The organism is Oleiphilus messinensis (genome assembly GCF_002162375.1).
Taxonomy (GTDB): Bacteria; Pseudomonadota; Gammaproteobacteria; order Pseudomonadales; family Oleiphilaceae; genus Oleiphilus; species Oleiphilus messinensis.
The window spans coordinates 1,783,637-1,796,468 of record NZ_CP021425.1; the positions used below are offsets into that span (position 1 = coordinate 1,783,637).

Annotated in this window: 10 protein-coding genes and 1 pseudogene; 9 read left to right on the forward strand and 2 right to left on the reverse strand. The window is 44.1% G+C overall.

Annotated features, from left to right (window positions below):
- Window positions 1-2,052: an ATP-binding protein gene (locus OLMES_RS07765; RefSeq protein ID WP_232465352.1), complete on the reverse strand. Its 2,052-nt coding sequence runs from the start codon at window positions 2,050-2,052 to the stop codon at window positions 1-3.
- Window positions 2,053-2,394: 342 nt separating this feature from the next.
- Here OLMES_RS07765 and OLMES_RS07770 point away from each other — a divergent pair, with 342 nt between their 5' ends.
- The 7 genes and pseudogenes from OLMES_RS07770 to OLMES_RS29005 all read left to right on the forward strand — a co-directional run bounded on the left by OLMES_RS07770 (window position 2,395) and on the right by OLMES_RS29005 (window position 8,214).
- The gene (locus OLMES_RS07770; protein WP_157678211.1) at window positions 2,395-2,655 is read left to right on the forward strand and encodes a hypothetical protein; all 261 of its coding nucleotides are present in this window, start codon (window positions 2,395-2,397) and stop codon (window positions 2,653-2,655) included.
- A 114-nt stretch (window positions 2,656-2,769) separates the two neighbouring features.
- Entirely contained in the window at window positions 2,770-2,958 is a 189-nt protein-coding gene (locus OLMES_RS07775; protein WP_087460736.1) for a hypothetical protein, read from the forward strand.
- Between the two features lie 280 nt (window positions 2,959-3,238).
- Window positions 3,239-3,988: a glycine-rich domain-containing protein gene (locus OLMES_RS07780; protein ID WP_087460737.1), complete on the forward strand. Its 750-nt coding sequence runs from the start codon at window positions 3,239-3,241 to the stop codon at window positions 3,986-3,988.
- A 10-nt stretch (window positions 3,989-3,998) separates the two neighbouring features.
- Window positions 3,999-4,730 carry a hypothetical protein gene (locus tag OLMES_RS07785; RefSeq protein ID WP_087460738.1) on the forward strand — a complete coding sequence of 244 codons (732 nt, stop codon included), beginning with the start codon at window positions 3,999-4,001 and terminating at the stop codon, window positions 4,728-4,730.
- A gap of 932 nt (window positions 4,731-5,662) precedes the next feature.
- Window positions 5,663-6,123, forward strand: a pseudogene (locus tag OLMES_RS28265) (transposase); the annotation flags it as partial.
- A 597-nt stretch (window positions 6,124-6,720) separates the two neighbouring features.
- The gene (locus tag OLMES_RS07795) at window positions 6,721-7,500 is read left to right on the forward strand and encodes an imm11 family protein (protein WP_198343262.1); all 780 of its coding nucleotides are present in this window, start codon (window positions 6,721-6,723) and stop codon (window positions 7,498-7,500) included.
- 36 nt (window positions 7,501-7,536) lie between these two features.
- Window positions 7,537-8,214: an imm11 family protein gene (locus tag OLMES_RS29005; protein ID WP_408635140.1), complete on the forward strand. Its 678-nt coding sequence runs from the start codon at window positions 7,537-7,539 to the stop codon at window positions 8,212-8,214.
- Between the two features lie 304 nt (window positions 8,215-8,518).
- Here OLMES_RS29005 and OLMES_RS07810 read toward each other — a convergent pair whose 3' ends face one another.
- The gene (locus OLMES_RS07810; protein WP_087460741.1) at window positions 8,519-10,066 is read right to left on the reverse strand and encodes a patatin-like phospholipase family protein; all 1,548 of its coding nucleotides are present in this window, start codon (window positions 10,064-10,066) and stop codon (window positions 8,519-8,521) included.
- Between the two features lie 242 nt (window positions 10,067-10,308).
- On the opposite strand from OLMES_RS07810, the gene OLMES_RS07815 reads away from it, so the two are divergent.
- Both OLMES_RS07815 and OLMES_RS07820 read left to right on the forward strand, forming a co-directional pair.
- Entirely contained in the window at window positions 10,309-12,108 is a 1,800-nt protein-coding gene (locus OLMES_RS07815) for an RHS repeat-associated core domain-containing protein (RefSeq protein WP_087460742.1), read from the forward strand.
- Between the two features lie 3 nt (window positions 12,109-12,111).
- Entirely contained in the window at window positions 12,112-12,795 is a 684-nt protein-coding gene (locus OLMES_RS07820; protein WP_087460743.1) for a hypothetical protein, read from the forward strand.
- Window positions 12,796-12,832: the final 37 nt, after the last annotated feature.

Consider the following 12,832-nt stretch of genomic DNA (forward strand, 5'->3'; position numbering starts at 1 on the left):
TTATCCGTAGATCAGGTTTTTCAGAGAAAGATGATTAATAACCTGGGTGTACCAGGTCGGGCTGATGATCAGGTGATCTTCCTGGGACCATTGCAGTATGCCCTGTTGCAGGCATTGACGGGTCAGGTTTTGAATTTTCGTGTCCGCGATCGGGATTACCCGAGTTAGTGCCTCCGAGGATATGGTGCGGTGATAGACGACTTGCAACAGTAGAAAGCAGGCTTCAATGGGCAATTGGCTCAAAAATGTTGAATTTGGTCGTTGCGGCAGAGCGATGGTAATGTCGTTGTGATCGAACTGTGCGGAGTTGAGCCAAAGATTCAGGGCAACAAGCGGGTTACCGTGGCTCAGTTCCCACAGGAGATTAAAGACCCGTGTATCGGCTGCGCGAAAGGATGCCGCCTCGGTGCCCGCCAATGCGGAGAGCAATAAATCATCATATTGGAGGCGACGCTTCGATGCATGGTGTCGGGAAAGGATCAGTTTTCGAATATCCGTTGCAGACCACCGAGGCATTACAATTTCTTGATCAAAGGGGTGCTGGCGCGGAAAACAGCGGTCCAGAAATTGCCAGGCCTGACCGTGCATAATAATGATATAAAAATCGTCTCCCAAGCGGTTTTCAAGGAGCTGGTAAAAACGCTTCAGCCCGGCAAACCCCCCAGGTTCACACTGAAAAAGATTTTCGGCATTGTCGATGATTATCAGGCGTTTCGATCGTGCTTCCTCAGGGATAATTTCCGTATGACTTGCCGAGATCTCCTCGAAGGTCTGTGTGGCCTGAGTATCCGGACCGCTGCCCCAGTCTGGAATATCTGAATTTGGAACGGAGTGGGTGAGATCGTTGAACAGTTTTTCAACATCTTCTGGCTGAGTCGTCCTTATCGATATAGTTTGCCAGAGTTTCCCGACAGACGGCTCGGTGAGGGTCTGACACAGCTGCCTGACTAAATGGGTTTTGCCCGTCCCCCGATCACCTCGTATCAGGAGTGTCTGACTCGGGCTCTGCTCGGCAAGCCATGACAAAACCGGTGAGCGCAGTTGATCGAGCAATGCGTCTTGGCTAATGTGTGGTTGTTCATGCTCCGGGCGTTCCAGTATCCAGTAACGGTAGGACTTGGCCTGGGCGGATTCTGTTGCAATATCTTTTTCACCGGGCTCCTCCTCAGGAATGGCTGTTTTCAAGCGGAAGTGCAGTACCCGAAGGCTGAACGTTCGATACTTTTCCGAAAGACTCAAAAGCTCATGACTGCGCAATACCAGATCGATCCCCTGCACGAATGGCAATACCAATGGCCAAACTATCATGGCTGAATCATGGTTTAGCCAATTGTCTTTGGGCGTGTGACTGAACTTTGCGAGAAATTTACCGGTAACAGGCTGATGCTGTTTCAGTATCCAGGAGAGGGCAATCCAGAGCGAGAGTGCGCCGGGCAACCAGAGGAGGGGGGTAATCCACATCAAGCAACCCACTGCCGCGATGACCATTGCATGGCGATGGATTCGATTCCAGGTGGCGGCAGGAATAAACTGATCCTGGCGATTGTACATTCTCGAAAGCAGCCATTCACTGGTGAGCCTCAATGCACGGTAAAGTGCATACAATACACCGATTGGCTTAAGCATCGCGAAGATGACCCACTCTTCCGATACAAAACGTGGAATCTGACTGGAGACCAGAGCAATCAGCAACCAGCTGGTATTCGGCTTGATCACCCAGATAACGCTATTGATCAATCGCATCCGAGTACTGTGGCCCAACGACGCCAGCAAGTATTTTTGTCCAGCGGAAATCCACGCCGGGGCCACTGAGGATAATCGTATAATGGCCCAGAGCACGGCGCAGAGTAAAAAACCTTCCAGCAACCATTGCACGTAAGCTGTGGTATCCGCAAAGCCCTGCTGGAACATCTCCGTCAGAGCGGTTGAAAAGTAATTTCCGATGGCGATAAAGATCGAATACAGCCAGTGGATTAACAGGTTTAAATCGATTTGGAAGGTCATTGAATAGATCGCGATCCATAAGCCCTTGGGTGGATGGGGCGTGGGCATTGATGTCAAGAATAATTCTCGTGGCTCGATCTGGCAAGCCTGCGCGATTGATTAGTAGAAATCTGCACCAGAACCAATACTCCTGGGGGTGTTTTGGCGTTGGACTTAAAGAGCTTTGCTACTGATGTTGACATGACCGACATTCAATTGGGCAGTCCAGCTAACACGATTGGTAACTTGTAATTAACCGACTTGAGACTGAGTGCCAATACCGTTGTTTATGGCCACTGATCAGCTATAGTGACAGGTGTAATTTAACCCCGACCGGGGTTATGTGGTATAGCCGGTGGTTTTAACCACCGGTCTGTTTCGTTCTGCGTTAGATTCATGCTTGTTAATGTTATGAATACGATTTTGCAAATAGAAGATATCGAAACTGATTTAGGTGGACGAATACTGGACGACCTTAAATCAAAAGGTTGGAAGGTTGTTTCAAAGTACAGCCCTTTTGCTTTCGACAAAGGAATCGACTTTGATCGCTATACTCTCAGTAAAAATGGCCAAAAAGTAGAGTTCGAATGGGACAACTGGCTCGAATGGAAAATCACCGGTCCAGAGCCGGTCATAAAAGAAATTGCCAGGGAATTTTCGCTCACGTTTTAGGTTGAGGCATAATTTTCAAGCATCTTGAGCGAAGGGAGCTTAAAGTCATGAGTACTTTGAAGGTTTTTTTATCGCTATACTGTTATCGTCGGGGGGAGGGGGGCGGCCTATCAGATGGGTGTTAAAACGGTAGATGTGATTGATAGCCTAGGGATGGCGTTCTTTGAAAATTCCTGGCAGGCTCGTGGTCGTTCGTTTCCTTATTTTTTCCTCCAAGCGCAACACTTTATTGATGGTAATCCCCAGCAAGAGGCTTGTATGATTCTTCTTGTTGATTTTCCACCTTTCAACATACTTTCTTAACGGGTAAATTGAGGCCCACCTTTGGCGGCCTATGTTTCCTCTCGTTGTGGTTTCGTCGAGGGCTTGACCTTCCTAGTGCATAGAGATCATATTAGTAACGTTTCCTGTTACTTTGCCTTGATATATGTTGTTTCAGGAAAAAAATTACAGCTTTTTCTTTTTCATTTATTTAGTATTCGACTTGTATAACAGAAAACGGAAGTTCAGTTAGTTTCCGCTTCGCGCATTAAAATTACTTCCTTATTAACTTAGGGCTATTCGTCTTATGTGGAGAAACGGTATGAGAATTGCTTTGAAAGATAGAGAGCCGTTATTAGATATTAGTGTATTCAGTGGTTATTTTGATCAGCTTCGTGAACTATTATTTCAAACCTACGAAATTGATTACTCGGACGCTGTTTACTCTGTTGATGTTTTGATTGAGTTTTTTAAACTCAAAAAAGAGACACCGGAATCATTTCTCATCTTGCCACAGATCGCGGATTGGGCTTGGCATGAGTTTATTGTCGATACGAAAAATTACCACCAATTTTGCGATCAATATTTTGGTTATTATTTGGATCATGTTAAAGCCGAAAAAAATTCAGATACCGAAGTGTTACTGATTGAGAAATACAACGCTACAAAACAAGTTTTTAACGCGTTGAGTGAGCTTCGGTTTGATGAAGAGTTCTGGGTAGATTGTGGTTGGAAGTCCCCTGAGTATAGATTTAGAGAGGTACCTAACTACGAAAGTGCAGTCGAGTGTGAAGAGCTTGGTGATGACAAAAGTTCGATCGATTTGTTCTGGATTAAAGACCGTTTAATCGAGCGTTTTGGATGGAGTGGTCCCGTATCTGATCAGGCTATTGACCAATATAAAGCCTTTCTAAGTCGTAAAACGATGGGAGGCTCTGTTCTTCGTTCTTCATATTGTGATTTTGTATGGCGTGAACATATATTGTGGACTGAGCGTTATAGGTCAGATTGCCAAGCCCTGTTCGGAAGCTATTTTCACAGACCCTCTCTGGGAATAACTCACGGAAGCTGATGATTTTATTATGCGTATCGAAAATACATGGATTGCAATTTTGCTGGTTTTGGGCGGTTCCGTTGGATTGGCCTCGATACTTATTAATTTTAAATTTATAGAGTTCTTAGGTTCAGAGCTAGTTCCAATCAGGGAAACTGCAGCCTTATTCACTGCTATCGGGGTATTTATAGCTTCTTTCACTTTTTGGGCAAACACTCGCAGATCTCAGCAAGAATTAGCTGTCAAACTAATCGTTGATTGGTCGAAAGACTACGATCTGAAAATGAAACATGCATTTTATTTCGCGGGCCAGTTAACTCCTAAAAATATTCAAATCATAACTAGTGGAACCGAGCCAGTTATATTAGGGGTTGATGAAGAAGAGATAAAGGCGTTATCAATACTAAAATATTTGTTTGACAACAAGGACACTTATATAACGGAAGATGGTACAGCAAAGCTAACTTTAGATCAGTGTAGAATTATTGACTTTTATTGGATGCAAATTTTGCACAAAATTGAGTCGATCATTTTGGCTTGGGATAGCGGAGCTGCATCTGATGCTCTGATGAAGAAGGAATTTGAGCCGTTAATACTGGGATATCGGGGTCATTTAACGAAGCTGTTGTATGGACAGAGCTCTTTTCCCTTTATCCAACGCCGTCTTAAACAAATATCCCGCCGTGAATGTCGTAAAGCAAAATTGAATGCTTTTTTGGAATTTAAATCAGTTAAGCAACTCTTTCACTGCGAAGTCTAAGCAATATGTAATCAACTTTTTCTTAACTTGTTCCAAAAAACTACAGCTTTAACGCAGTGTCAAAGCTACTGGGAAGGTTTATTCCGGGCTAACTACCGATTTAACAGTAGAACATTTGATTTCACGTCTAATCAGTGGGTCACGAGAGATGGGAATATTGTCACCCGTGGCTACGAAACTTCGTACATTAAATTGCGGTTTAATGAAGAAACGGGTCATCTATTCATCGATAAAATGACAGCATCGTCGGGCACTAATCTAAAAGCGTTTAGTAAGACTTTTAAAGGAGGAGTGTCTGCAGCAAAAAATACACCGTTTGACGCTAATCCAGTAAAAACGATTTGATATAGTCCACTGTACCTCTCCACCGGTGGCTAAAGCCACCGGCTAAAATGCTTTTCCCCTTCAGGGAATAGTTGAATAGAATCGCGTGAATAACCCCAATCATCCATTCATTTCGTGACCAAATTCGCAATATCCAGTCCCGACGTCAACCTATCGGTTGAGTTACTCCCTGTGCGATGAGGGTTAGTCTGGAGTCGTTTAAAACTTCAATAATAACGACTTCAGGGATTCGCTTATTAATTGGCTAAAAACCACATGTATTTCCTCCGTAATAATTATGACCGGTTGCACCGGGTCGATTGAAAGTCTCACCGGTTATACCGCTTCCATGTTGTGTTCCAAGCACTTTGTTACCGGGCTTCCGAGTGATCGCATTTTCACTGAAGGTCTGATCCCGATAACCAACGGGGCGGCTTTGTTAACGCAAACGTCCATTGATGAGCGTGATAAGCACGGCCATCCACGGCCATCGCACGGCCATCGGGACAGGCACGGCCATCACAAATTTTGCCACTCCGAATTGACAGTATGGCTTCCTCATAATAACTTCAAGCCAACCCATCATTCGCAGCAAAAAGGATTTTGCCATGACTGTACCCCGAGATCGCTTGGTATCTTTAGCCGATACCCTTTATTACCATATCGTTTCCCGATGCGTGCGTCGCACATTCCTTTGCGGCGCTGATCATCAAACCGGTCAGAGTTTTGAACACCGGAGGCAGTGGATCGAGGATCGTATTCGTTCGCTATCATCGCTTTTCACCGTTGATATTTGTGCTTATGCTGTAATGTCCAATCACTATCATCTTGTGATCAAGTTGAATCCGAATGAAGCTCTGGATTGGTCGCAGGATGATGTACTTGCACGCTGGTGTTCTGTGTTCAAGGGGCCTTTGATTGTACAGGGCATTTTTGGGAAGGGCGCTTTCGGTCGCAGGCCTTGTTCACGAAAGAGGCGTTGTTGAGTTGCATGGCTTATGTCGATCTCAATCCAGTGCGGGCGAATATGGCGGATACACCCGAGGAAGCTGATCACACCAGCCTGAAAGAACGGGCACGTCCGGCATTTGATCCTGCAAAGGCAATACAGAACCAAATTTCAGAAGGGGCCTTATTCAGCTTTAGTTTATCGATCAAACCCTTGCTTCACTTCGAAGAAACGATTAGGGGGTCTGTTCAAGTGGGCTTGCCTTTTACTTGGCAAGATTACCTGCACTTAGTGGATTATACTGGACGAGCTGTGCATCCCTCGAAGCGGGGCAGTACACCAGAACACCTTCCGTCCATACTTTGTCGATTAGGCTTGAACAATCAAGATTGGTTAACTCGATCAACGCAATTTGAAGCGATATACGAGCGGCAGTATTCACGGCGAAAGTTCAAGTCCATCGCAGCCTAAGTATTTCCACCCTTTAAAACGACTGTCCTGACTCGTTTTTTATCAAGCGAGGAGTTGCTTTTGTCTTCGAAATGTTGATCGTCCGGAAATTACTCAAAATTCTATACTTTTAATCATCAGGACGGCAAATTCACCAATATTTCATCTGTAGAATTCAGCGTTTTGAGAATATATTTTGTATTGGCTTATGGAATTTTAGCAGTGTCTGTCCTCTGGGTTCCTCTCCCTAAATTTTAGAAATCGTCTGTGAACAAAAAAGGGCATATTATGATTTATCGATTCTTATCTAAACTTGCAATACAGGAGCGCCTGGAGGCATTTCCGGTTCCCGGTCTTGGGAAGGAGGGCTGTCTGCGATGGGGGATTGGAACCGTTTACTATGAAGATAAAATGGTTCGAACGTCACACCAACATGAGATAGAAGGTATTGAATTTTTCCAGGCCCCGCAGATTAATACAATTTCGAGCCCTGTTGGATTGAACCTGAGATTAAACCAAGGTAAAGAAACAGAACTTTTACCTGACATCTGGGGCGTAAATAGCCAATTATTTGTATCTGATAGGGTAAAATCAGTCGTCGAGATGATAGATACAATGCACCACGAATACATCCCGATACAGTGGATTGATTACTTGGGAAAACCGATTCGCACTGAAACAAACTATTACTGGTTCAATCAAAGGCGTTTTTTGTCGATTGAGCCTTTAAGCCGCATTGCGAAATGCGAAGAGCTTGGTTTTTACCCATTGGATTTGGAAGAGGATTTTCTGGCACGGATCATTGACACACCTAGCGTTCGTGAAACCTTGGAAAGGTTACCCATATGGCAACATTGTCGAATGAATGTTGAAGCCCACCACTGTAAGAATCTTAAATATCGTTGCATCGTCTATTTGAATCAAGTGATGGTGGATGCATTAAGAAAAAATGATGTTGTTGGGATGGACTTATTCACTAGAAGTAATGGCCAGGGAGAGGAGTCGTTATCTGTTCTAGCATCTTCATTGCCCAGCCGATGTGACTAATTTTTATATTAATAAACTGACACGGGCTGTCGAAAAATGATTTACCGATTATCGAATTTCGGATTGTTAAGATCAATCAGTTTTCAACTTTTAAGGAATATACCACCCAGAGGTATAGGTCGCTCTAGAACATACTCTGAGTATGAACATCACTTTGAGGAACTTATACAAGAACCTTTATGGCCACATTGTCGGATTTTTAAGGCTCCAATATTACCGGAGTGGCGAACTAAGACAGATTTAGAGATTAAACTCTTTTCGGGAAGAATGCCGGATATATTTGTATTGCACGAAGCCATTTTCGTGTCAGAGGTCGTTAGATTGATAATTGAAGATGAAGATCCATTTGATCATCAGTTCACGGGAGTGAAAGTAGTCGATAAGAAGCGTGAGAAAGTTGATGCTAGGGAATTTTATACTTTAAACATGCGACGCTACCTTAGAATTGACGATTTGCAAAAGCCGCTCTCAACTCTGGATTATAGTGCCACACCTGATGAAAAATTGTATTTACCAACTATCCAGCATGATAACAATTTACGAAGGTTGATTGAAACGCTTCCTCTTTGGCAGCATTTCGGCAGGCATATCGACAAAGAATTTTTGTTTATAAACGAAACACTTATGAATCGATTAAAAAGTGCCGATGTTTACGGTATTAAAGAATATTCAGAGTATGCAGGGAAGAAAGGAGAAACGGTAGCACATGTGTAAAGTGGATGTAGAGTACAGAAAGCATAACGCATCTTTATTAAAAACTCAGTTAAACAAAGCTTATCAACATCACAATGAAAGGGCATACACAGGCTCAAACGGAGCCTTGATGAATTCAATTTCGAGATTGGGGCGCAGAGCAGGCATCGACATCGTACCGCTGTGGATAGCCTAAACTAGGGGGGGCTTACCTTCAGACTTGACGGCTTCAAAGTTCGTACGACTTCACAAAATATTCAAAATTATCAGGTAAAACCTATTAAAAAGTTTAGGAGAAAAGGTGATTTCATCAGGCCTCAGCGACTTAATCCAGGTGATCGCTTTGAGTTTTGCTCCATTCGTTAAATAGGTGCTTCCCCAGAAACCGATAGGCTTTGAATTCTTCTGGAGTGTAGTCTTGCTTAAATGTCGATTCGAAAGGAAATGCACATTCTTCATCAAGACCTTTCTTCTCGTTGCATGCAGGATAAGGCCATTTCAGCCAGTTTTGATTAATAAAATTTGATATTGGCTGACTATAGCCTCCGTTCTTGAGTAGATCCGTTGATATACTAAGTTTTAACGAGCTCAACGTCAGTACCCTGCCCGTGTCTTCATGAGCAAACTCTAGATTTACAATGGGATTTTTTGTTTTCCAGCCTTTATGTTCTTTTGACTGAGATTTTAGACTGTTAACGATAGCTTCCGAGTTCTCGGTCAATAACCAATCTTCTTCTTTTGCATAGGAAATTAGGACTTGAAGATCTTCCAGCTTCCAGTCTGGATCATGTGATGTATCCAATGAAATAATGTATTTACATCCCCGTTGAATAAGAGGCAGCACTCCAAGGTTTTCGATAAATCCCCCATCGGTGAGAAATTGGGGGCCAATATTAGTGTTGTAGCTTCTGCCTAAGGAGTAGCCAAGAAGTTTTGCAATATTAGGGACTATGTTTTCGTTGCTCTTGGGAGTGTCTACAGCCGCTGCCGAAACAGTAATGGCCTCTAACAATTCAAAATTAATAATGGACTGCATCCATGATTTTCTTTCAAAATGCTTTTCCAAATATCCTTCAGAAGGTTCCATGAAGTTGTGATACCCAACCTTCTTGCTACCAATCCAGTCCGGGCTGAGCTCCAACAAGGCCTCCTTCGAGTAGCTGTGGCCTTCCATTGGGGCTGCAGTGCCTCTATTGGCGCTTGTGACTATGATCGGATAGGGAAAATCCATGTATTCAACAAGTACATGCAAGTTCTGAAGTTTTATATTTCTGATACCAAGGTCAGAGCTGCCAAACTTGCGTCTAATATCTGATGCATAAGATTCTGATGCTACCGATTTAGCACCGATAAGCCTGCGAAGTAAAATGTCAAATGGGACTCCGGGGCTATTGAACGCGATTTCCCACCAAGCATCTGATGTGTCGATGAAATGAGTTTGATCCAAACGTTGAATTGCTGGTCCGTCCTCTGCTATTAATCTCTGAAGTACACTCGTTTGCTTATCCGCAGACATAAAGCTTGCTTCATAAGCTCCAGAATATAGCCAGTAAAGAGCGTATCCTCCTCCGGAGACTGTGCTGATTATATCAATTTTCTGCAGTAGATTTGTTTCAACAGTCCGTTGTAAAAAACCTATCGATATAGCACCTGAACGAATTCCGCCCCCAGAAAGGGCCACACAGAGATTAGGTGACGAATCAAAACCATATGAGTAAGGATTATTAGAAATCTCAAGTCTAGTTCTTGGCTGATCGAGTCTTTGCATCTCTGTTTTGGAAGGTAAGCCTATTTGGCAACTCATAATCATCATGCAGACTAACCCCAGTCCACTAATAAAGAACGGTAAAAGACAGGACGAGGTATGGGTCATGTGAAGGCCTCCTGTAAATAGAGCATAGTCTAGGAACCTCTATGGGCCAGCGGGGTCTGATACTGTTTTGATATATTTAATAGCCATTTCGGTTATATCTGGTGAGGACAGGCACTGCCTTCGTTTTGGGCACTCCCCTCACACTAGGTACCGCACAGCCTCTGTGCGCCAGCAGCACGCCGGGTCCTCATGCCGTAACCCGAGTAGATACCGGTCAATACTGCTATAACAAGAACAGCGATATGGTCATCTCCCCGGGGCGTACAATTCAATGGTCGCCGTTTGGTAAACCGGTTCGAATTGACCGGGGTAGTGGTAACTCTGTTGTTGAATTTGAATATGGCCCGGATCGCTCCCGTACCCGTCGAATTGATCAGAAAGTCGGCGGCACCGAAACTACAACCACATACGTGGGGAGCTACGAGAAAGAAGTTCGTGCCGATAAGACCATCGAGCGTTATAGCATCGCGGGAATTGCCATTGTTACCCGTGAAACCTCGACCGAGAGCGGAAACACTGTCACCACGACCAAAGAGCAGTATTTACTCCGGGATACGCTCGGCTCGGTAGTGGGCATTCTTGACCGCACCACACTGGACTACAATAGCCTGTTGGCATCCTCCTCCACTTATGATGCCTGGGGGCAACGTCGCCATTTGGACGGTACGCCCTTTACCACGGCGGAACTGTTCGCAGATGCCAATGGTGATATCACCAATCGCGGTTTTACCGGTCATGAACAGGTGGATGGCGTTGGGCTGATCCATATGAACGGGCGGATGTACGATCCGGTCATCGGTCGGTTTATCAGCGCCGACCCGGTAATGCAGGACCCAACCGATTATCAGAACCTGAACCGATACAGCTACGTGCGGAATAATCCGTTAACCTTGATCGATCCATCTGGGTTTAGTTGGTGGAGCAAAAAAGGGCGCGGTATTTTCGGTAAAGTATTTGCTGCCTTCTTCCCGACAGTTGCCATATCCACGCCTCAGGGGCTGAAAGAATTTGGTCGCTTTGCGCGTAAGAACAAATATATTGCTGAAACAGTTCAGGTTGTGGGCTGTACCGCTGCAGCATCTACAGGAGCCGCTGCACCGGCAGTATGTGGAGCTATTGTATCGGCTACAACCTATGGTGTGACCGATGGTGACCTTGGCGCGGCTGCTCGAGCAGGTGCCGTGGCCTTTATACAAGGCTACTTAATGCATGGTATATCTTCTAACTTGGGGTTTGCAGGTGGTGCTGTTGCTGCTGGTGTTATTGGTGGTGGTGCTAGTGCGGCTATGGGTGGAAGTTTCAAATCAGGATTTGTAGCTGGTGCTGCTTCTTTTGCAGTATCGCCTTTTTTTGCTTCCATAAACGGTTATATAGGACAGATTATAGTTTCGGCGGTAGTTGGAGGAACTATATCTCAAATTTCTGGAGGAAGTTTCGCAAATGGTGCAATCACAGGGGCGTTTGCTTATGTTGTAAAATCTGGCGCTCAGGCATTAGCAAGTTCTATAAGGACATCGAGTTATTCTGCCAGCGAAGCCAATACCCCTTGGACAGAGCAAGAAGTCGCTGCATTAGCGGAGTTGATTAAAAAAGAGCATGCTTTGGCTGCTGATTTAGCAGTCAAAATGGATTGGGAGGCTCTGAAAGGTGCATTCGGATTTGATGTTAATCCCAAGAAAATAGCATTTGGATGGTCAAAAATTGCGGATAGATTGTCTGCTATGAGTGCTGGCGATATACACAAAATGACAGCCGATATTAACATAGGCGGAACAGCATTTGCCGCCGAATTAAATGGTAATCTTTATGTGTCTAAAACATTTATGAATCGTTTGTTGTCGGGAAGGTCTGTAGGCCATACTCTAATTCATGAGACCGCTCATTTACTGGGGTGGAGCCATTCTAATCAAGATTTTAATCCTGCGATTCCTCCATTAAAATATGCGAGAGATCAAGCTTCCAGTTCAAAAGTATCCAGAAGGCATTCCACTTACCGCAATCCATATAATTACGATTTATATATAAATTTAATGGGGCGATAAAATATGTTTTACGCTAATTTTTTATTGATTAGAAAAAATTTAATCGTTTTGCTGATATTCTCGGCCATATTTTTTAACTCTCTTTCTATAGCTCGAGGGGGGCAAGCTCCAGAAAGTGAATCGGTTGTGATCAGCTATGGGAGTATAAGTGTGTGGGAGGGAGGCGCCGGTATGGGCTCGATGTATTTTGACCCGATTAATGGCAGAGAGCAGTCAGGTGATTATGTTGGAAAAACAGCCTTTTGCTCTATTGATTCAGAATTTATTTGTATAAAAGGTAAACTTTTGGAGTTTGCTGTTCCTAGGTTGAATATGCTCAAAATTCGACGGTGGATTTTTAACGGGAATACTTATGAAATTCAAACTAGGCCAAACACGGTTAGTCCCATTCTGGACTCATCTACAGATACCTATCACTGGGACTTGACGGAGATTGGAAGGGATGAGCAAGTGCTATTGATCAACAGCACTGCAGAAAGGGGGGGGCAAAAAGTGAGCTATTTATTTTCGCATGACAAGGGGCTAGTGGGAATTATATATTCTCCTATAGTTGGTGGAGAGGTTTACGGAAATCGAATATATTGGTTGAGTGGTTCAAGCGGAGTGGGTTCCCGTGAATTTGAGCGTGTTATAAAGTCTGAATATCAAATGAATAAGAGTATGGAGCCCGAGATCGTTACAGAGTAGAGAGAGCTCACGGCAAACAGCGACAGTCCTTTCATTT

What these genes read in the sequence shown, in the direction of transcription:
- OLMES_RS07765 (WP_232465352.1), bottom strand. Translation starts at nt 2,052, where the DNA reads ATGCCCACGCCCCATCCACCCAAGGGCTTATGGATCGCGATCTATTCA.
- OLMES_RS07770 (WP_157678211.1), top strand. Translation starts at nt 2,395, where the DNA reads ATGAATACGATTTTGCAAATAGAAGATATCGAAACTGATTTAGGTGGA.
- OLMES_RS07775 (WP_087460736.1), top strand. Translation starts at nt 2,770, where the DNA reads ATGGGTGTTAAAACGGTAGATGTGATTGATAGCCTAGGGATGGCGTTC.
- OLMES_RS07780 (WP_087460737.1), top strand. Translation starts at nt 3,239, where the DNA reads ATGAGAATTGCTTTGAAAGATAGAGAGCCGTTATTAGATATTAGTGTA.
- OLMES_RS07785 (WP_087460738.1), top strand. Translation starts at nt 3,999, where the DNA reads ATGCGTATCGAAAATACATGGATTGCAATTTTGCTGGTTTTGGGCGGT.
- OLMES_RS29005 (WP_408635140.1), top strand. Translation starts at nt 7,537, where the DNA reads ATGATTTACCGATTATCGAATTTCGGATTGTTAAGATCAATCAGTTTT.
- OLMES_RS07810 (WP_087460741.1), bottom strand. Translation starts at nt 10,066, where the DNA reads ATGACCCATACCTCGTCCTGTCTTTTACCGTTCTTTATTAGTGGACTG.
- OLMES_RS07815 (WP_087460742.1), top strand. Translation starts at nt 10,309, where the DNA reads ATGGTCATCTCCCCGGGGCGTACAATTCAATGGTCGCCGTTTGGTAAA.
- OLMES_RS07820 (WP_087460743.1), top strand. Translation starts at nt 12,112, where the DNA reads ATGTTTTACGCTAATTTTTTATTGATTAGAAAAAATTTAATCGTTTTG.